Here is a 17,657-nt window from a genome sequence, read left to right on the forward strand (position 1 = left end):
ACAGATGGCGACCCTGGGCGACGTAGCCGGGCCAGGGGGCCCGATCGGGCTCCGACGCATTCGCCGGACGGCGAATGCGTCGGCGAGATCGCTCACAGGCCGGACCGCTCCCGCTCTTCGAGGGCGCCGAAGTCGATGAACTGTTCCGCATTCGCCTGGAGCCAGAGCAGCGCTCGTGCGCGGTCGTGCTCTGGCACACGGCACCTCCGACCGATGGGCAACCCACGCAGCGACGTGTTCTGAGGTGTACCTCACTCGTTTGCCCTGCGCCAGCTTCGAGATCAGGTTCGACGCGTCGTCGCACAGGTGATCGACACGGACCGTATCGACAACGACGTCTCCCCTATAGCACCGCGGCGTCCTCCTCCTGACTGCGGGCCGGTCAGACCGTCACTGTGTGACGTCGGCGACACCGACACTTCGAGGGCTGGGAACCGTCCCGTCGGCGACCAGTTCCGCGACCGCCTCGCCGTGGTTGCGGACCAGGTAGTCCATCGCGTGTTCGGTGGAGGACTGGTACTCCAGCTGCGCGCTGTGGAACCGCAGGCGTTCCTGGCAGTCCTCGATGATCTCGCCCCAGGTCTTCACCATGATCCGGAAGCGCGGGTTGGAGACGGCGCACCCTGGGACACGGTCCATCTGGTGGGCCATCTGCCGAAGGGTTCTGTCCATGGCGTTGCCCACGAGCCAGAAGTCCCACGTCACCGCCGGTTCACAGAAGCGGTCGTCGGACATCACCGCCTCCGCGTAGCTGTTGATCTGGCCGAACTCCGTCACCCCCAGGACAACGCTGGGGCGCTTCAACTCGACGACCAGATGGTGCCGTTCGCCTTTCCGGTGCCGAGCGGCACGGGACAGCATCAGATCGACCCTGCCGCGTCGCCCGTCCTCACGCAGGACCGGTTCCGGTGCGGGGGCGTCACGGCCGAGGAGTCGGCAGTGCTCGGCGAGCACGACGTTGAGACTGCGGTCGCTGACATGGAGTGCGTACTCTTCGCCGAACACCCAGCATTGATCATCCAGAATCCGGTGGAGTTCGTCCCGCTCGGTCACGCGTCGCTTCGCTTCCGGCGTGAAGACAAGGTGCTCCAGCGCCGCCAGGAAGTCGATACGGTTGGCTGCCGCGGTGGACGCCTTGATCAGGGCTGACAGCGTGGTACGCCGCAGAAGCCGGTTGAGTTCATCTCGTTCCTGCTTGGAGAGCGAGAACAAGTCGTCCGCGATCCGCAGCACGTCCGAGGGCTCGTGCGCGAGGACGGACCGGAGCAGGGCGAAGGTGGTGCGCCGCGTCCCCTGGGACCTCGGCAGATGCCGGAAGACGGTGGTGGCGACGGCGTCGAAGGTCTCGCGTTCCGCTCGCTCCTTCTCGCTGGCGGCATTGTCCGCGTACGGGTAGATGCCTTCCCGACGCCATTCCGCGACCTGTTCCCGCCGTCGTTCGTCCACGCGTGCCCGGAAGTGGGCCTTGAGCTGGTCACGGGCCGCCGCGAGTACTTCGGCGAGCGGTCCGTGCGACGCCCACTCGGTGAAGGCGAGGTCCTCGGAGTCGACATCGTCGAAGCCGGACCAGCTGAGATGCGCCGTGAACTCGAAGCCGGGGGCCTGGATGCCAGGCTTGAGCTGCGCCCGCGACATGCCTTCCCCGTCGCACAGGAAGAGCGCGCGGGTGACGGACCTGCGCCATTCGACGACCTTCAGCCGTGCGGGGTCGCCGCCCCAGTCGGCGGGGGACGGCAGGACGTAGTCGCGCACGTGCGACTGCTCGGCGGCCGGGTCGAGGTCCTGGCCGTCGTACTCGATGCGTACGTCCGGGTACTTCTCCAGGTACGTGGCGAACGCCGTGGTCAGTGACGACCTGGCGCGCTCGTCGGCCAGGAGGTTCAGTTGCTCATCTCCGCCGAACGCCTCGAAGAGCGTGCCGGTGGGGTCGTCGGTGGGTTCCGGGTCGCCGATGTCGAACTCGTCCATGGAACGCCGGTCCGCCTCTATCACCAGCTGCTGCCGGCCTCCGAAGGCGTCGCTGACGCTGGTCCAGCGCACCTGGGTACCGAGTGCGAAGGCGCGTACCCGGCCGCGTCCGTTCTTCCCGTGCAGGGCACGCTTCTTCACCGGGCTCCCCTGCGAGCGTTTCTTCCAGGAGGCGCCGATCGGCCGGAAGTACTCCTCGCAGTGCTCAGCCGACATCCCGCTGCCGTCGTCCTGAACACGAACCCTGTCCACACCGCCCAGGTCGTTGCGCTCCAGCGTGACGACGACGTACCCGGCGTCTGCGTCGACGCTGTTCCAGATCAGCTCCTCGACCGCGCCGACGGGATCCCGCAGCCGCGCCAGCTCGGCAACGTGCTCCCGGCTGGTCTCCAACCGCACCTTCACCATGACGTCGGCTTCTCCACTCCCTGTCGTGCGTCCCTGATCGGGAGCACAGTTTGCCCTCTCCGGGGTGCTTGACGTGTGGAATCGCCGTGACGTCACTCTCGTACCACCTTGCAGGGCATGATCACGTCATTGGTACTCTGCCGCCTCCCATATCGGCATCCTCCGAAGAGGTGTGAATGAAGTCAGGCAGACGGGCCGTCGCGGTGGCCACGATCGCGGGAGCGCTGGCTCTCTCGGTGCTGAACGCGCCGGCGGCCCACGCGGCGGACACCGGCATCACCGTGTCGGACATCGTCATCAACAAGGGCAAGCCGATCGTGGTCGGCACGTCGAAGGAGGTGAGGCCGCCCGTCACCTTCAAGATCGCCCTGCCGGCCGGCTACACCACCGCGGACCCGTTCCGCTACACCGCGCACCCCTTCATCTACCGCGGCAGCCCGAAGACGGCCGCCGAGAGCGCGGACAACTACATAGGGCCGGGCATCTACACCTGCTTCGAGACCGACTCCAAGCACGCCCGGTGCGAGGGCACCTTCCACATCGACCCGCACCCGAGCCGGAAGCAGGTCGACTCCAACAACGACGCCACGACCTGGAAGACCGCCGTCGTGCTGCGCCTGTGGAAGGCCGACGGCGGCCTCAAGACCGAGGAGTACGAGACCCGGTCCCAGACCGTCCAGCTCAAGCGCGCGGCCAAGGCCACCGTCAACGCCACGCCCGAGCCGGTGGCCAAGGGCAAGGCGATCACCGTCACGGGCAAGCTGACCCGGGCGAACTGGAGCACCAAGACGTACGGCGCCTACGGCGACCGCACGGTCAGCCTCCAGTTCCGCGCCAAGGGCGCCGACACCTTCACGACGGTCAAGAAGGCCACCACCAGCAGCACGGGCGCGCTCAGGACGACGGTCACCGCCTCCACCGACGGCTCCTGGCGCTGGGTGTACTACGGCAACTCGACGACCGGCGTCGCCACCAGCGCGGCCGACTACGTCGACGTGCTCTGAACCGTCTCAGTACAGGGTCGGGATCTCGCCCCCCTCGGCCCGTGTGAGCGTGACCCCCGCCAGACCCCGGAGCCGACGCTCTGCCACGGCGGTCAGATCGGCGGCGGTCGGTGGGGTCGGGCCCAGGCCGATGGCGTAGCGGGCGGGGGCCGTGGTGAAGGGGCGGGGCCAGGCGTGGCACCCCGGGGCCGCCTCGGCGAGGTCGGTGATCAGGGCCCGCATCCTGCCCCGTACCCGGCCCGCGTCCGCACCCTCGTCCGCGCCTCCGCCTCCGCCTCCACCCACCGTCACGACCGCCCAGGCGGCGTGGCGGCGGTGGAGTGGGGGAGGGGCGAGGAGTTCGGCCCACGCGTTCCCCCCCTCCAGCAACTCCCAAGCCCGGAACAGCTCTTGGGTGATGAGGTCGCGCATGCCCTCCGTGACCTGGTCCGTGCAGGAGCGGACCGGGGCAGAGGGCGTCGCGATGGTGAGGGGGAGGGCCTGGGAGGACCCGGTGGTGGGTCCCACCGGGTCGCGCCAGTCCCATGCCGCCCACGTCGCGAAGAAGTGCCGTAGGAGGTCGGCCGACGGCAGGCCGCCCGCCTCGCTCGCGGTGCGGGCCGCCAGGACGGACCAGGCCAGGCCCGGCAGTCCGCCGAACGGTGCCGAGTCCAGGCCCCGGGCCTTCGCCCATGCCTTGACCTGCCTGGCCAGCCGGGCGAAGGCCGGCCCGTGGGTGCCCGCCGAGGCGAGTACCGCGTCGGCGTCGCTCACCGCGCTGAGCGCGATCGCCGCCGCCTCCCCCAGTTCGGCCCGGCGGTCCACCGCCTCCGCCGGGTCCAGCGATCCGGTGGCCACGACGGCCAGGTCCACCTCCAGCCCGTCGAGCCGCAGCCGCAGGCCGGGTACGCGTGCGCCGACCACCTCGCGCGCGTCGGTGGCCTCGCGTGTCATCGCGCCCAACTTCGCCTGTACGGTGGCTAGTTCGACCGCGTCGGGCAGCGCCGCCACCAGGTCCAGGTCGGCTCCGGGCAGCGCGCAGCCCATCCGTCGGGAGCCGACGACATGGACGACGCCGTCGGGGAACGCGTCCGCGACGAGGCGGGTGATCCGGTCGGCCACGGCGGCGTCGGCGAGCCCCTCCCCGCCGGCCCCGTCCGTGCCCAGCCCTTCCCCGCCGGCCTCGTCCGTGCCCAGCCCCTCCCCGCCGGCCCCGTACGGCGTCGGCTCCTCCGCCCCGTCCCTCCAGCGCACCTCACCCGTCCCCAGGTTCACCGTCCCCCGTACCCGCATCGGCTCGTCCCCGCGGCGCGACAGCAGCGCCAGCTCGCCGACCCTGACCGACATGGGGGAGAGCCGGGCCGCGCAGGCCGCGGCCAGGGCGTTCGGGTCGGTGGTGCGGCCCAGGCTCAGGTGCGGGGTGAAGCCCTCGTGGCGGCCCCGGCAGCGCGGGAAGCGGCGAACGAGAGCGCTGTGCAGCGCGGCCCAGGGCTCCCCGCCGTCCGCCGCCGGGTCGAGCCACACCGTCGCGTCGTCCCGGTGGCCGAACCAGTGCACGCCCTCCAGCCTGGCGTCGAACGGGCCCGTCGTTGCCGTCGTGGCCGTCGCGAGGACCGAGGCCGCGTCCTCGAAGGTGTGTTCCGGTACGAAGCCGAAGAGCAGGTTCACGTGGGGCGGCCAGCGATGGATTTGCGGGTCGTGCTCCCGGCGGATGTCCTGCACCGGAGGCCACAGTTCCTCGGGAGGCAGCCACGCCAGTGCCGTACGGGGCGTCGGGTGGGCGTCGAGGCGCGCGGAGGTGTCCGTGCCCGGGGCGAACGGCGCCACCTCGGCCCGCACTCCGTAGTGGTCCGAGATGAACAGCCCCTCCGGCGTCGGCGCGTCCCCGTACAGCTCGGCCCGCCGTACCCGCAGGTCCTCCCCGCGCAGCAGTACCCGGTCCAGCCGGGACGCCCGCCCCGACAGGGACGAGATCGCGGCCAGCGGGTTGGCGGCCGGGTCGAAGGTCGGGGTCGCGTCGGCGGAGCCGTGCGCCTCGCTCCACGCGTCCCGCATGCCGAGGGTCACCTGCGGGGTGTCGCCGCCGTCGTTGAAGTCGCCGAGGAGGACCAGGTCGGCGTCCAGGCCCGCCAACCCCTCGGCGACCCGGGCCAGTTCGGCGGCGCGGCGGCCGGCACCGTCGGCGGAGTGGTCGCTGCTCAGGTGCGTCGCCGCGACGACCAGGGGGCGCACGCCGACAGCCGCCTGCTCCACGACCACGGCCGTCACCGCCTTGTGCGGGCCCAGCGCGTGGAACGCGGCCTCGCGGACCGGCAACCGGCTCAGGAGCAGCAGACCGCAGTCATTCACATCCCGCCCGCGCGGGTCCGTCCCCAGCGTCCAGCCCGCCCGCAGCCAGGGTTCGCGCAGCAGCATGGCCAGCAGCTCCGCCTCGACCTCCTGCAGCGCGATCACGTCCACATCGGCCTCGCGCAGGGCCCGCAGCAGCAGCGGCCTGCGCCGGGTGCTGTCGACGAGGTCGGCGTCGTACCGGTCCCACAGGGTGTTCCAGGTCAGCACCCGCACACTGCCGGAGCCGGAGCCGGAGCCGGGCTCGGTCTCGTGGGGCGCGGGCGCCCAGCCCTCCCCGTCCCACTTGTGCGGCGTGCGCGCCGTGAAGAACGGCGCCCGGAGCAGGCGAGCCTCCCGTACACGCCCCGCCTCCGTCGCGTCGATCCGGTCCACACCCGTGGCCCGGTCCCAGACCACCTCGCCATCGGCCTCGAAGAAGAGCACCCGGTGCCACGGGATCTCGCCGCCGGGGACGAACGCGGGGAGCGGGACACGCTTGGGCGCGGCGCCCCGCTGGAGGACGCCCAGCACGAAGCGGGCCGGGTCGAAGCGCGCGTCCCAACGCACCCGGTGGTAGATCTCCTCGCTCGTACGCACGGTTCCTCAGACCTCTTCCTCTAGGGTCCCGCTCGCCCCGACGTACCAGGTGCGGTGCGCGTCGCCCGGATACGGCGGGGCGAAGCGGCGCAGCTGGGCGGTGAGCACCTCGGGCGGTACCGGGTGCTCGCGGCGGGTGTTGCGCCGGATCAGCTCGTCCTCGTCGACCAAGACCACGGCGTGGGTGACCAGGGCGTTGCGGCGGTGGGCGACCGCGTGCACCAGTGAGCGCTGCTGATGGTTGAGCGAGGTGGCGTCCCACACCGTCGTCCCGCCGGCGGCCAGTGCCCCGTCCAGCCGGTCGAGCCCGGCGCGCAGCACGTCCGCGTTGGCCCGCTGGTCGGCGCGCGCGCCGCGCGCCTCGCGCAGATCGTCCAGCGACACATACGCGTCCACGCCCGTGAGCCCTCGCGCGAACGTGCTCTTGCCGCTGCCCGCCGGACCGACCAGCTGGATCAGCCTCGGGAAGGCGCCCGACCGCCAGCGCCAGGTCGCGGCGACGGCCTCCTCGGCAGCGCCGGAGCCGCCGCCCCCGCCCACGCGCCCCCGCGCGTACGCCTCCCGTGCCTCGGCCCGGCAGCGGACGGCCGCGTCGGGCGACAGCTCGGCGAACGCCTCCCGCAAGGCGCCCTCGTCCAGGCCCCTCACCTCCTCGGCGTGCAGCGCCGACCACTCCACCTGCTCACGCGCCTCGTCCGTGGCCGCCGTGGCGCGGGCGACCGCGTGCAGCAGACCGAGGTCGGCGGCCAGGGACAGCCGGGCCAGACCGGTCCGGCGGTCCTCGTCCGGGTAGGGCCGGTGCAGCGCGGGGTGCAGTCCCACGAGGTCGGCGACCCGGCGCGCGAGCGGCATGCCCACGACCCCCGCCGTCCGAGCCGCGATCCGGGCCCGTCGGCCGCCCTGGTCGTGGTGGTGCAGCAGCGCGGCCAGTACGCCGATGAGCCGGTCGTCGCCGGTCCGCCCCGCCGGGTCGAAGCGGGCGACGGCCTCCCGGTCCCCCTCGCCGGGCAGCCCGACGGCCTCCGCCAGCGCGTCGGCGTCCGCGGACGCGCCGGAGCGCACGGCCCAGAGCGGGGCTCCCGTCCCGAGCCCGTTCTCCACGACGGCCGCGTGCATCCAGTGCGTGTCCGTCCGTACGTGCCCGGCCCGCACCCACTTCGCGACGCGCGCGCCGAACTCCTGTGCGCCGAAGCCGTCCACGACCCGGACGACGTACCCCTCCTGCCGCCCGAGATCCAGCCGCAGCGCGCGCAGCGCCCGCTCGTCGAACACTCCCCGCCACAGCACGCGCGGCACGGGGATGCCGAGTCCGCGCAGAAACACCACCGTCCGGTCCCAGTCCAGGCAGCGCCCGTCCCCGTCCCACACGGAGAAGCCGTAGAACCAGCTGTCCAGGTCGTCGTACCGGAGGGAGTGGCGGGCGAACATGTTTTCCCCGCACACCCGCCAGCCCGCCGGGACGGCGTGGCCGATCCGGGCCTGCAGAGCCTTGACCCAGGTGCGGGAGGGGTGGTGCGCGGAGTCGAGCGAGCGGGCGTGCAGGCCGTCGGCGTACAGCGTCGTGTTCTCGCCGTCGAGTTTCTCGGTCACGACGACCTCGTGGCCGCGCAGGCCGGACAGGCCGGTGACCCGGAGGTCGTCGGCGGTCGCGCCGGGGGACCAGGGCAGATGCCTGGTCCGCGGATAGTGCGTACGCATGGTGAACGTTCCCCCGTGACAGCCGATTTACCTGATCAGCGTAGGAGCGTGTGGCGGCGGCGGGCGAGCGGATTACCGTGGCCCGGGGTCCCGTCGTGAACCGGGCCCGGGCGAAGCCGGTCCCGTCGTGAAGCGGGTCCGCCGAAGCGGCGGGCCAGGGAGAGTTTCGGCCAATCGTCCTGCCCGGCACCGCGCTCTTCCGCATCATGCGAGTACCGGAATGCGAACTGCCCGGAGTCCCCAGCCTGGTGTGCGAGAACGGCCGGATCGTCTGCCTGGGCACCTACGCGACGGCGCTGTTCATGATCTACTTCCCACTCGGCGTCGTCGCTCCCGCACCGCGTCCCTGGGCCGCCGCGATGTCCATCGGCTTCCATGTCTCCCTCGCCGTGTTCATGGGTCTGACGGGCTTCGCGCCGACGAGGGTCGCCTGCGCTCTCGTCTTCCTTTCCTCCTTCCTCGACCGCGCCCTGTCCGCGGCTCACGCCCTGCGTGTCCGTGTCGCCGACCGTCCGCACACCCGACGCACCGGAACCGGCCCGTCCGACGGCCGCGTTCCGCAGGCGTCCGAGGCCGAAGGGGTATCCCGATGACGACCGCCACCTGCGTCCTGGCGAGCGAGGGCATCCGCTCCCACACGACTCCCGGTCACGACCCCGACGCGTTCGCCGAGATGGCCTCGCTGACGAAGGTCGTCACCGGCACCGTCCTCACGCAGTTGGCCAAGGCCGGAGCGCTCGGCCTGGACGACCCGCTCGGCACCTGGCTGCCGGCCGCGACCGGCACCGGGATCACTCTCGAACAGCTGGCCCGCCACACCTCCGGCCTGCCGCGTCTGCCGCCCCGGATCCGGTCCCGTGATCCCTATCGGTCCTTCACGCAGGACACCCTCGACGCCCTCCTCCCTCGGCTGGACACCCTGGCCACCCGCCCGCCGGGCGCGGAGGAGGAGTACTCGAACCTCGGCTACGCGATACTCGGCGCCGCCCTGACGGCCGCCACCGGCCGTACCTACGAGCAGCTCGTCACCGACCACGTGCTCACTCCGCTCGGGCTGCCGGCCGGCGCGATGACCCCGCGGCCTCCCCAGCGCCGATCCGTGCGCCGCGGCCTCCTGGGGCGGCAGGTCACCCCGTGGACCCTGGACGGCGCGATCCTCCCCGCCGGGGGACTGTGGGCGACGCCACGCACGATGGCCACGCTGCTGAGGCTGGTCACCGACCGCACCTTGGGGGAGCCCGCGCCTTCCTGGCGGCAGACCGGGCCGCTGACCTGGCACAACGGGGCCGTCCGCGCCTCCTCGGTCTTCGCCGGGGCCCTTCCGGACGGACGCTGGCTCCTCATGCACCGCCTGCACGGCTCGCCCGCCAGGACCGACGACGCGGCTGTCCAATGGTTCAAGACCCGAGGACAGCAGGAGGGACCACAGTGACCGTCCTGGTCGGTCGGATCGTGGAGGAGATCATGCGTCCATGCATCTTTCAGTAAGTCGTATCACCGGTGTGGCGGCGGTTCTGGCCGGCATCGCCCTCGGTGTCTGGGTGGCCTTCGGCGCCCCCCGTGACTGGCACGGGGGCATGAGGTTCCTGCGGTACGCGCTGGTGCTGGGGTGCCTCGGAGCGATCAGCGGCGGCGCCAAGCTCGTGTTTCCCGACACCTCGGGTGACCTTCCGGACGCCACCTCTCGCGAGGCCCCGGACGGCGGCAGCGGCTCCCGGGTTTGACCTGCGTCACTCTCGGGGTAATCTCTCCGGCTCGATTGGCGGAGGTGCTGCGCCGTATGGCAGACTAGCGGGGTTGCTCGGTCGAGTGTTGATGCTGCGCGCCTCCCGCCGGGAGGACCGGAAGCGAGTCCCACAGTACTCGTCGCCCCAACTGCCGTAAGGCAGCGCTGAGGCGGACGTACGGGAATCTTTCGGGAAGTGTCAGTGCGGCGCCGGCCAGGCACCCGGTGGGCTTCTGCCCCCGGCCCGCGGTTGCAGTAATGGGCCGTGTTTCCCGGACAGGGGATGTTCGAACAAGGGGCATCTGTGTCAGCGGAAGCGCGACACGCCCGACCGCGTGGGTCGGAGGAGCGGGTGACGGAACACCGGGTTCCAGAGCGTTAAACGAGACAAAGGACTACTGAGTAGCCATGGCGGGACAGAAGATCCGCATCCGGCTCAAGGCCTACGACCACGAGGTCATCGATTCCTCGGCGAAGAAGATCGTCGAGACGGTGACGCGCACTGGTGCGTCGGTCGCGGGCCCGGTGCCGCTGCCCACTGAGAAGAACGTGTACTGCGTCATCAAGTCGCCGCACAAGTACAAGGACTCGCGCGAGCACTTCGAGATGCGCACGCACAAGCGCCTGATCGACATCCTCGACCCGACGCCCAAGACCGTTGACTCTCTGATGCGACTCGACCTCCCGGCCGGTGTCGACATCGAGATCAAGCTCTGAGGGCCGGTGATCTGAGAATGGCTAAGCAGATCAAGGGAATCCTGGGCGAGAAGCTCGGCATGACGCAGGTGTGGGACGAGAACAACCGTGTTGTTCCGGTCACCGTCGTCAAGGCCGGCCCCAACGTCGTGACCCAGGTCCGTACGAACGATGTCGACGGCTACGAGTCGGTCCAGATCGCCTTCGGCGAGATCGACCCGCGCAAGGTGAACAAGCCCCTCAAGGGTCACTTCGCCAAGGCCGACGTCACCCCCCGCCGCCACCTCGTCGAGATCCGCACCGCGGACGCCTCCGAGTACACGCTGGGCCAGGAGATCTCCGCCGAGGTCTTCGAGGCCGGCGTCAAGGTGGACGTGACCGGCAAGAGCAAGGGCAAGGGCTTCGCCGGTGTCATGAAGCGTCACAACTTCAAGGGCCTCGGCGCCGGTCACGGCACCCAGCGCAAGCACCGCTCTCCCGGCTCCATCGGTGGCTGCGCCACCCCGGGCCGTGTGTTCAAGGGCCTCCGCATGGCGGGTCGCATGGGCAACGAGCGGGTCACCACCCAGAACCTGACCGTCCACGCCGTTGACGCGGAGAAGGGTCTGCTGCTCATCAAGGGCGCGGTTCCCGGTCCGAACGGCGGCCTCGTCCTGGTCCGCACCGCGGCCAAGGGGGCCTGAGGTACCGATGAGCACTGTTGACATCCTTTCGCCTGCCGGCGAGAAGACCGGAAGCGTCGAGCTCCCCGCGGAGATCTTCGGCGTGGAGAAGGTCAGCATCCCGCTGATCCACCAGGTCGTCGTCGCGCAGAACGCGGCTGCCCGCCAGGGCACGCACAAGACCAAGACCCGCGGTGAAGTCCGTGGTGGCGGTAAGAAGCCTTACCGGCAGAAGGGCACCGGCCGCGCCCGTCAGGGCTCGACCCGCGCGCCCCAGTTCGCTGGTGGTGGCGTCGTCCACGGCCCGCAGCCGCGTGACTACTCGCAGCGGACCCCGAAGAAGATGAAGGCCGCGGCCCTGCGCCACGCCCTCACCGACCGGGCCCGCCACAACCGCATCCACGTCGTCTCCGGCGTGATCGAGGGCGAGAACCCCTCCACCAAGGCCGCCAAGTCGCTGTTCGGCAAGATCTCGGAGCGCAAGAACCTGCTCCTGGTCGTCGAGCGCGCCGACGAGGCCGCGTGGCTCTCCGCCCGCAACCTGCCCCAGGTCCACATCCTGGAGCCGGGCCAGCTGAACACGTACGACGTGATCGTCTCGGACGATGTGGTCTTCACCCAGGCCGCCCTTGAGTCCTTCGTGTCCGGCCCGAACAAGGCCAACGACACCGAAGGGAGCGAGGCCTGATGGCTACGCGTCACCCGAGCATCGCCTCCAAGGCGGCCAAGGCCGCCAAGGCCGCGCGCGTCGCCAAGGCGCGTCGCCACGAGGCCGAGGGCAAGAACACCGTCATCACCGCGCCCAGCAAGGCGTTCACGGACCCCCGTGACGTGCTGCTGAAGCCGGTCGTGTCGGAGAAGAGCTACGCGCTCCTCGACGAGGGCAAGTACACCTTCATCGTCGCCCCCGGCGCCAACAAGACCCAGATCAAGCAGGCCGTCCAGGCGGTCTTCTCGGTCAAGGTCACCGGGGTCAACACGATCAACCGCATCGGCAAGCGCAAGCGCACCAAGACCGGTTTCGGTCAGCGTGCCGGCTCCAAGCGCGCCATCGTGACCCTTGCCGAGGGCGACCGTATCGACATCTTCGGCGGTCCGACCGCGTAAGCGGGTCGGATCGTCCGATATCGGACGAGGACTGAGAAATGGGAATCCGCAAGTACAAGCCGACTACGCCGGGCCGTCGCGGCTCCAGCGTCGCCGACTTCGTCGAGATCACGCGGTCCACGCCGGAGAAGTCGCTGGTCCGCCCGCTGCACAGCAAGGGCGGCCGTAACAACGCCGGTCGTGTGACCGTTCGCCACCAGGGTGGCGGACACAAGCGCGCCTACCGAGTCATCGACTTCCGTCGTCACGACAAGGACGGCGTGCCGGCGAAGGTCGCGCACATCGAGTACGACCCCAACCGCACCGCGCGCATCGCGCTGCTGCACTACGCGGACGGCGAGAAGCGCTACATCCTCGCCCCGCGCAACCTGCAGCAGGGCGACCGCGTGGAGAACGGTCCCGGGGCCGACATCAAGCCGGGCAACAACCTGGCGCTCCGCAACATCCCGGTCGGTACCACGATCCACGCGATCGAGCTCCGTCCCGGTGGCGGCGCCAAGTTCGCCCGCTCCGCCGGTACCTCCGTGCAGCTGCTCGCGAAGGAGGGCTCGATGGCCCACCTCCGCATGCCGTCCGGTGAGATCCGCCTGGTCGACGCGCGCTGCCGCGCCACCGTCGGCGAGGTCGGCAACGCCGAGCAGAGCAACATCAACTGGGGCAAGGCCGGCCGTAAGCGCTGGCTGGGCGTCCGCCCGACCGTTCGCGGTGTGGCGATGAACCCGGTTGACCACCCCCACGGTGGTGGTGAGGGCAAGACCTCCGGTGGTCGCCACCCGGTCAGCCCCTGGGGTCAGAAGGAGGGTCGTACTCGCTCGCCGAAGAAGGCTTCGAGCAAGTACATCGTCCGCCGCCGCAAGACGAACAAGAAGCGCTAGGAGCGGGTTTAGATGCCGCGCAGTCTCAAGAAGGGGCCCTTCGTCGACGACCACCTGATCAAGAAGGTGGACGTACAGAACGAAGCCGGCACCAAGAACGTCATCAAGACCTGGTCCCGTCGCTCGATGATCATCCCGGCCATGCTCGGCCACACGATCGCGGTGCACAACGGCAAGACCCACATTCCGGTGTTCGTCACCGAGTCGATGGTCGGCCACAAGCTCGGCGAGTTCTCGCCGACGCGCACCTTCCGGGGTCACGTCAAGGACGACCGGAAGTCGAAGCGCCGCTAACGCGGGGTGGAATGACCATGACAGACACTGGAAGGACAACCATGGAAGCCAGGGCCCAGGCGCGGTACATCCGCGTTACGCCCATGAAGGCCCGCCGCGTGGTGGACCTCATCCGTGGCATGGATGCCACGGAGGCTCAGGCGGTCCTGCGTTTCGCCCCGCAGGCCGCGAGCGTGCCGGTCGGCAAGGTGCTGGACAGCGCCATTGCCAACGCCGCGCACAACTACGACCACACGGACGCCTCTTCGCTGGTCATCAGCGAGGCGTACGTCGACGAGGGTCCGACCCTGAAGCGGTTCCGTCCGCGTGCCCAGGGCCGTGCCTACCGGATCCGTAAGCGGACCAGCCACATCACCGTGGTCGTCAGCAGCAAGGAAGGAACCCGGTAATGGGCCAGAAGGTTAACCCGCATGGGTTCCGGCTCGGCATCACCACGGACTTCAAGTCCCGGTGGTACGCCGACAAGCTGTACAAGGACTACGTCAAGGAAGACGTCGCCATCCGTCGGATGATGACGTCCGGCATGGAGCGCGCCGGCATCTCCAAGGTCGAGATCGAGCGCACCCGTGACCGTGTCCGCGTGGACATCCACACCGCGCGTCCGGGCATCGTCATCGGCCGCCGTGGCGCCGAGGCCGACCGCATCCGCGGTGACCTCGAGAAGCTCACGGGCAAGCAGGTCCAGCTGAACATCCTCGAGGTCAAGAGCCCCGAGACCGACGCTCAGCTGGTCGCTCAGGCCGTCGCCGAGCAGCTCTCCTCCCGCGTCTCCTTCCGTCGCGCCATGCGTAAGAGCATGCAGGGCACGATGAAGGCCGGCGCCAAGGGCATCAAGATCCAGTGCGGTGGCCGCCTCGGTGGCGCCGAGATGTCCCGCTCGGAGTTCTACCGCGAGGGCCGTGTGCCCCTGCACACGCTCCGCGCGAACGTGGACTACGGCTTCTTCGAGGCCAAGACGACCTTCGGCCGCATCGGCGTGAAGGTCTGGATCTACAAGGGCGATGTCAAGAACATCGCCGAGGTCCGCGCCGAGAACGCCGCGGCCCGTGCGGGTAACCGCCCGGCCCGTGGTGGCGCCGACCGCCCGGCCCGTGGTGGCCGCGGTGGCGAGCGTGGCGGGCGCGGTCGTAAGCCGCAGCAGGCTGCCGGCGCCGAGGCCCCCAAGGCCGAGGCTCCCGCCGCCGCCGCTCCGGCTGAGAGCACCGGAACGGAGGCCTGACCGTCATGCTGATCCCCCGTAGGGTCAAGCACCGCAAGCAGCACCACCCGAAGCGCCGTGGTCAGGCCAAGGGCGGTACGACGGTTGCGTTCGGCGAGTACGGCATCCAGGCCCTCACGCCGGCGTACGTGACCAACCGCCAGATCGAGGCGGCCCGTATCGCGATGACCCGCCACATCAAGCGTGGCGGCAAGGTCTGGATCAACATCTACCCGGACCGCCCGCTGACGAAGAAGCCCGCCGAGACCCGCATGGGTTCCGGTAAGGGTTCGCCGGAGTGGTGGATCGCGAACGTTCACCCGGGCCGGGTCATGTTCGAACTGTCCTACCCCAACGAGAAGATCGCCCGTGAGGCCCTCACTCGCGCAGCCCACAAGCTGCCGATGAAGTGCCGGATCGTCAAGCGCGAGGCAGGTGAAGCGTGATGTCGGCCGGTACCAAGGCGTCCGAGCTGCGCGAGCTGGGTGACGAGGAGCTTCTGGCGAAGCTCCGCGAAGCCAAGGAAGAGCTGTTCAACCTCCGCTTCCAGGCGGCGACCGGACAGCTTGAGAACCATGGCCGTCTGAAGGCGGTCCGCAAGGACATCGCGCGGATCTACACCCTGATGCGCGAGCGTGAGCTGGGCATCGAAACGGTGGAGAGCGCCTGATGAGCGAGAACAACGTGACTGAGACGAACACCGAGGCGCGCGGCTTCCGCAAGACTCGTGAGGGCATCGTCGTCAGCGACAAGATGGACAAGACCGTCGTCGTCGCTGTCGAGGACCGCAAGAAGCACGCCCTGTACGGCAAGGTCATCCGTAGCACGAGCAAGCTCAAGGCGCACGACGAGCAGAACGCCGCCGGCATCGGCGACCGTGTCCTCCTCATGGAGACCCGGCCGCTGTCCGCCACGAAGCACTGGCGCGTCGTAGAGATCCTCGAGAAGGCCAAGTAATTTCCTGCGGGCAAACCCGCAGGACAGTTCCGCCAGGCTCCGGGGGCCGTTCCTGAACGGCCCCCGGGGAACCGGCAGACAATCAGGAGATAGACGTGATCCAGCAGGAGTCGCGACTGCGTGTCGCCGACAACACTGGTGCGAAGGAAATCCTTTGCATCCGTGTGCTCGGTGGCTCCGGTCGCCGCTACGCGGGCATCGGTGACGTCATCGTCGCCACCGTCAAGGACGCGATCCCCGGCGGCAACGTGAAGAAGGGTGACGTCATCAAGGCGGTCATCGTTCGCACCGTCAAGGAGCGCCGCCGTCCGGACGGCTCGTACATCCGCTTCGACGAGAACGCCGCTGTCATTCTGAAGAACGACGGCGACCCTCGTGGCACCCGTATCTTCGGCCCGGTCGGCCGGGAGCTGCGCGAGAAGAAGTTCATGAAGATCATCTCGCTCGCGCCGGAGGTGCTGTAAGCATGAAGATCAAGAAGGGCGACCTGGTCCAGGTCATCACCGGTAAGGACAAGGGCAAGCAGGGCAAGGTCATCACGGCCTTCCCCCGCGAGGACCGCGTCCTGGTCGAGGGTGTCAACCGGGTCAAGAAGCACACCAAGGCCGGCCCGACCGCCAAGGGTTCGCAGGCCGGTGGCATCGTCACGGTCGAGGCGCCGATCCACGTCTCCAACGTCCAGCTGGTCGTGGAGAAGGACGGCAAGAAGGTCGTCACGCGTGTCGGCTACCGCTTCGACGACGAGGGCAACAAGGTTCGCGTTGCCAAGCGGACGGGTGAGGACATCTGATGGCTACCACCACGACTCCGCGTCTCAAGACGAAGTACCGCGAGGAGATCGCGGGCAAGCTGCAGGAAGAGTTCTCCTACGAGAACGTCATGCAGACCCCGGGCCTCGTCAAGATCGTGGTCAACATGGGTGTGGGCGACGCCGCCCGCGACTCCAAGCTGATCGAGGGCGCCATCCGCGACCTCACCACGATCACCGGTCAGAAGCCGGCCGTCACCAAGGCCCGTAAGTCCATCGCGCAGTTCAAGCTGCGTGAGGGTCAGCCGATCGGTGCCCACGTCACGCTTCGTGGCGACCGCATGTGGGAGTTCCTGGACCGCACCCTGTCGCTCGCGCTGCCGCGCATCCGCGACTTCCGTGGTCTGTCCCCCAAGCAGTTCGACGGCCGTGGCAACTACACCTTCGGTCTCACGGAGCAGGTCATGTTCCACGAGATCGACCAGGACAAGATCGACCGCACCCGGGGTATGGACATCACCGTGGTGACCACGGCGACCAACGACGCTGAGGGCCGCGCGCTCCTCCGTCACCTCGGCTTCCCCTTCAAGGAGGCGTGAGCGAGATGGCGAAGAAGGCTCTGATCGCGAAGGCTGCTCGCAAGCCCAAGTTCGGCGTGCGTGGCTACACGCGCTGCCAGCGCTGTGGCCGTCCCCACTCCGTGTACCGCAAGTTCGGCCTGTGCCGCGTGTGCCTCCGTGAGATGGCTCACCGTGGCGAGCTGCCGGGCGTGACCAAGAGCTCCTGGTAGTCCCTCCTTTCAGGGATTCCCGAAGCTCTCGGTAAGCACTGGGCGTGTCAGGCGCCCGCCCTTCCATGGCTTAGGCTTGGAGGGTTGGGCGCCTGACGGTCGCCCGTACGACTTACTACGCCGTAGGTCCCCGCACCGCACCCGTCCCGCCACCGAGTGGGGAGAGGGATGGCGCATACAGGAAACCCCGGCGAGAGAGGCCGAAGGCCAATTCATGACCATGACTGATCCGATCGCAGACATGCTTACGCGTCTGCGGAACGCGAACTCGGCATACCACGACTCCGTGACGATGCCGGCATCGAAGATCAAGTCTCACATCGCGGAGATCCTCCAGCAGGAGGGCTTCATCACGGGCTGGAAGGTCGAGGACGCCGAGGTCGGCAAGAACCTCGTCCTCGAGCTGAAGTTCGGCCCGAACCGTGAGCGCTCCATCGCGGGCATCAAGCGGATCTCCAAGCCCGGTCTCCGGGTTTACGCGAAGTCCACCTCCCTGCCCAAGGTGCTGGGTGGCCTCGGCGTGGCGATCATCTCCACGTCCCACGGGCTCCTCACCGACAAGCAGGCCGGCAAGAAGGGCGTAGGCGGAGAAGTCCTCGCCTACGTCTGGTAGCGGAAG

At 69.4% G+C, this 17,657-nt stretch carries 23 protein-coding genes; 20 read left to right on the forward strand and 3 right to left on the reverse strand.

The genetic code is table 11. The annotated features are described in order from the left end of the window. Window positions 1-390: 390 nt before the first annotated feature. Window positions 391-2,376 carry an ATP-binding protein gene (locus OG202_RS29845; RefSeq protein ID WP_327728175.1) on the reverse strand — a complete coding sequence of 662 codons (1,986 nt, stop codon included), beginning with the start codon at window positions 2,374-2,376 and terminating at the stop codon, window positions 391-393. A gap of 176 nt (window positions 2,377-2,552) precedes the next feature. Here OG202_RS29845 and OG202_RS29850 point away from each other — a divergent pair, with 176 nt between their 5' ends. Then, on the forward strand, window positions 2,553-3,380 hold the full coding sequence (locus tag OG202_RS29850) for a hypothetical protein (protein WP_328223891.1): 828 nt from the start codon (window positions 2,553-2,555) through the stop codon (window positions 3,378-3,380). Window positions 3,381-3,386: 6 nt separating this feature from the next. On the opposite strand, the gene OG202_RS29855 is transcribed toward OG202_RS29850, so the two are convergent. Both OG202_RS29855 and OG202_RS29860 read right to left on the reverse strand, forming a co-directional pair. Further along, on the reverse strand, window positions 3,387-6,287 hold the full coding sequence (locus tag OG202_RS29855) for a poly(A) polymerase (protein WP_328223892.1): 2,901 nt from the start codon (window positions 6,285-6,287) through the stop codon (window positions 3,387-3,389). A 6-nt stretch (window positions 6,288-6,293) separates the two neighbouring features. Continuing rightward, a complete protein-coding gene (locus OG202_RS29860) occupies window positions 6,294-7,985 on the reverse strand; it encodes an RNA ligase family protein (protein WP_328223893.1) in 1,692 nt (563 codons plus the stop codon). A gap of 206 nt (window positions 7,986-8,191) precedes the next feature. Here OG202_RS29860 and OG202_RS29865 point away from each other — a divergent pair, with 206 nt between their 5' ends. The 19 genes from OG202_RS29865 to rpsH all read left to right on the forward strand — a co-directional run bounded on the left by OG202_RS29865 (window position 8,192) and on the right by rpsH (window position 17,651). Beyond that, window positions 8,192-8,578, forward strand: coding sequence for a hypothetical protein (locus OG202_RS29865; RefSeq protein ID WP_327728171.1), 387 nt, complete (start codon window positions 8,192-8,194; stop codon window positions 8,576-8,578). Next, a complete protein-coding gene (locus tag OG202_RS29870; RefSeq protein WP_327728170.1) occupies window positions 8,575-9,417 on the forward strand; it encodes a serine hydrolase domain-containing protein in 843 nt (280 codons plus the stop codon). The genes OG202_RS29865 and OG202_RS29870 overlap by 4 nt, the downstream gene beginning before the upstream one ends. Window positions 9,418-9,457: 40 nt before the next feature. Next, complete coding sequence (locus OG202_RS29875) at window positions 9,458-9,709, forward strand: hypothetical protein (RefSeq protein WP_328223894.1); 252 nt, start codon at window positions 9,458-9,460, stop codon at window positions 9,707-9,709. Window positions 9,710-10,119: 410 nt separating this feature from the next. Beyond that, complete coding sequence (gene rpsJ, locus OG202_RS29880) at window positions 10,120-10,428, forward strand: 30S ribosomal protein S10 (protein ID WP_003948644.1); 309 nt, start codon at window positions 10,120-10,122, stop codon at window positions 10,426-10,428. A gap of 17 nt (window positions 10,429-10,445) precedes the next feature. Further along, window positions 10,446-11,090, forward strand: a complete 645-nt coding sequence (rplC, locus tag OG202_RS29885; RefSeq protein WP_005481233.1) for a 50S ribosomal protein L3 — start codon at window positions 10,446-10,448, stop codon at window positions 11,088-11,090. A 7-nt stretch (window positions 11,091-11,097) separates the two neighbouring features. Then, window positions 11,098-11,757 (forward strand): 50S ribosomal protein L4, encoded by a 660-nt coding sequence (gene rplD / locus OG202_RS29890; protein WP_326578703.1) that lies wholly within the window; start codon window positions 11,098-11,100, stop codon window positions 11,755-11,757. Next, window positions 11,757-12,176 carry a 50S ribosomal protein L23 gene (rplW, locus tag OG202_RS29895; protein ID WP_326578701.1) on the forward strand — a complete coding sequence of 140 codons (420 nt, stop codon included), beginning with the start codon at window positions 11,757-11,759 and terminating at the stop codon, window positions 12,174-12,176. The genes rplD and rplW overlap by 1 nt, the downstream gene beginning before the upstream one ends. Before the next feature lie 38 nt (window positions 12,177-12,214). Beyond that, window positions 12,215-13,051 (forward strand): 50S ribosomal protein L2, encoded by an 837-nt coding sequence (gene rplB, locus OG202_RS29900; protein ID WP_037694116.1) that lies wholly within the window; start codon window positions 12,215-12,217, stop codon window positions 13,049-13,051. A gap of 12 nt (window positions 13,052-13,063) precedes the next feature. Further along, complete coding sequence (gene rpsS, locus OG202_RS29905) at window positions 13,064-13,345, forward strand: 30S ribosomal protein S19 (protein WP_005481224.1); 282 nt, start codon at window positions 13,064-13,066, stop codon at window positions 13,343-13,345. A 41-nt stretch (window positions 13,346-13,386) separates the two neighbouring features. Beyond that, window positions 13,387-13,734: a 50S ribosomal protein L22 gene (rplV, locus tag OG202_RS29910; protein ID WP_004571827.1), complete on the forward strand. Its 348-nt coding sequence runs from the start codon at window positions 13,387-13,389 to the stop codon at window positions 13,732-13,734. Continuing rightward, window positions 13,734-14,564, forward strand: coding sequence for a 30S ribosomal protein S3 (gene rpsC / locus OG202_RS29915; RefSeq protein WP_326578675.1), 831 nt, complete (start codon window positions 13,734-13,736; stop codon window positions 14,562-14,564). Before rplV ends, rpsC begins: the two co-directional genes overlap by 1 nt. 5 nt (window positions 14,565-14,569) lie before the next feature. Then, a complete protein-coding gene (gene rplP / locus OG202_RS29920) occupies window positions 14,570-14,989 on the forward strand; it encodes a 50S ribosomal protein L16 (protein WP_004927269.1) in 420 nt (139 codons plus the stop codon). After that, on the forward strand, window positions 14,989-15,213 hold the full coding sequence (gene rpmC / locus OG202_RS29925; protein WP_003998824.1) for a 50S ribosomal protein L29: 225 nt from the start codon (window positions 14,989-14,991) through the stop codon (window positions 15,211-15,213). The genes rplP and rpmC overlap by 1 nt, the downstream gene beginning before the upstream one ends. Then, window positions 15,213-15,500 carry a 30S ribosomal protein S17 gene (rpsQ, locus tag OG202_RS29930; protein WP_037694127.1) on the forward strand — a complete coding sequence of 96 codons (288 nt, stop codon included), beginning with the start codon at window positions 15,213-15,215 and terminating at the stop codon, window positions 15,498-15,500. The genes rpmC and rpsQ overlap by 1 nt, the downstream gene beginning before the upstream one ends. A gap of 95 nt (window positions 15,501-15,595) precedes the next feature. After that, entirely contained in the window at window positions 15,596-15,964 is a 369-nt protein-coding gene (gene rplN, locus OG202_RS29935; protein ID WP_003992364.1) for a 50S ribosomal protein L14, read from the forward strand. 2 nt (window positions 15,965-15,966) lie between these two features. Then, entirely contained in the window at window positions 15,967-16,290 is a 324-nt protein-coding gene (gene rplX, locus OG202_RS29940) for a 50S ribosomal protein L24 (protein ID WP_037694132.1), read from the forward strand. After that, complete coding sequence (gene rplE, locus OG202_RS29945; RefSeq protein ID WP_005481216.1) at window positions 16,290-16,847, forward strand: 50S ribosomal protein L5; 558 nt, start codon at window positions 16,290-16,292, stop codon at window positions 16,845-16,847. Before rplX ends, rplE begins: the two co-directional genes overlap by 1 nt. 5 nt (window positions 16,848-16,852) lie before the next feature. Then, a complete protein-coding gene (locus OG202_RS29950) occupies window positions 16,853-17,038 on the forward strand; it encodes a type Z 30S ribosomal protein S14 (RefSeq protein ID WP_003948630.1) in 186 nt (61 codons plus the stop codon). 214 nt (window positions 17,039-17,252) lie between these two features. After that, window positions 17,253-17,651, forward strand: a complete 399-nt coding sequence (rpsH, locus tag OG202_RS29955; RefSeq protein WP_013001411.1) for a 30S ribosomal protein S8 — start codon at window positions 17,253-17,255, stop codon at window positions 17,649-17,651. The last annotated feature ends 6 nt before the right edge of the window (window positions 17,652-17,657 follow it).

This window comes from Streptomyces sp. NBC_00310, from assembly GCF_036208085.1.
In the GTDB taxonomy this organism is placed as follows: Bacteria; Actinomycetota; Actinomycetes; order Streptomycetales; family Streptomycetaceae; genus Streptomyces.

Coding starts and splice junctions, on each gene's coding strand:
- OG202_RS29845 (WP_327728175.1), bottom strand. CDS start 2,376: ATGGTGAAGGTGCGGTTGGAGACCAGCCGGGAGCACGTTGCCGAGCTG.
- OG202_RS29850 (WP_328223891.1), top strand. CDS start 2,553: ATGAAGTCAGGCAGACGGGCCGTCGCGGTGGCCACGATCGCGGGAGCG.
- OG202_RS29860 (WP_328223893.1), bottom strand. CDS start 7,985: ATGCGTACGCACTATCCGCGGACCAGGCATCTGCCCTGGTCCCCCGGC.
- OG202_RS29865 (WP_327728171.1), top strand. CDS start 8,192: ATGCGAGTACCGGAATGCGAACTGCCCGGAGTCCCCAGCCTGGTGTGC.
- OG202_RS29870 (WP_327728170.1), top strand. CDS start 8,575: ATGACGACCGCCACCTGCGTCCTGGCGAGCGAGGGCATCCGCTCCCAC.
- OG202_RS29875 (WP_328223894.1), top strand. CDS start 9,458: ATGCATCTTTCAGTAAGTCGTATCACCGGTGTGGCGGCGGTTCTGGCC.
- rpsJ (WP_003948644.1), top strand. CDS start 10,120: ATGGCGGGACAGAAGATCCGCATCCGGCTCAAGGCCTACGACCACGAG.
- rplC (WP_005481233.1), top strand. CDS start 10,446: ATGGCTAAGCAGATCAAGGGAATCCTGGGCGAGAAGCTCGGCATGACG.
- rplD (WP_326578703.1), top strand. CDS start 11,098: ATGAGCACTGTTGACATCCTTTCGCCTGCCGGCGAGAAGACCGGAAGC.
- rplW (WP_326578701.1), top strand. CDS start 11,757: ATGGCTACGCGTCACCCGAGCATCGCCTCCAAGGCGGCCAAGGCCGCC.
- rplB (WP_037694116.1), top strand. CDS start 12,215: ATGGGAATCCGCAAGTACAAGCCGACTACGCCGGGCCGTCGCGGCTCC.
- rpsS (WP_005481224.1), top strand. CDS start 13,064: ATGCCGCGCAGTCTCAAGAAGGGGCCCTTCGTCGACGACCACCTGATC.
- rplV (WP_004571827.1), top strand. CDS start 13,387: ATGGAAGCCAGGGCCCAGGCGCGGTACATCCGCGTTACGCCCATGAAG.
- rpsC (WP_326578675.1), top strand. CDS start 13,734: ATGGGCCAGAAGGTTAACCCGCATGGGTTCCGGCTCGGCATCACCACG.
- rplP (WP_004927269.1), top strand. CDS start 14,570: ATGCTGATCCCCCGTAGGGTCAAGCACCGCAAGCAGCACCACCCGAAG.
- rpmC (WP_003998824.1), top strand. CDS start 14,989: ATGTCGGCCGGTACCAAGGCGTCCGAGCTGCGCGAGCTGGGTGACGAG.
- rpsQ (WP_037694127.1), top strand. CDS start 15,213: ATGAGCGAGAACAACGTGACTGAGACGAACACCGAGGCGCGCGGCTTC.
- rplX (WP_037694132.1), top strand. CDS start 15,967: ATGAAGATCAAGAAGGGCGACCTGGTCCAGGTCATCACCGGTAAGGAC.
- rplE (WP_005481216.1), top strand. CDS start 16,290: ATGGCTACCACCACGACTCCGCGTCTCAAGACGAAGTACCGCGAGGAG.
- OG202_RS29950 (WP_003948630.1), top strand. CDS start 16,853: ATGGCGAAGAAGGCTCTGATCGCGAAGGCTGCTCGCAAGCCCAAGTTC.
- rpsH (WP_013001411.1), top strand. CDS start 17,253: ATGACCATGACTGATCCGATCGCAGACATGCTTACGCGTCTGCGGAAC.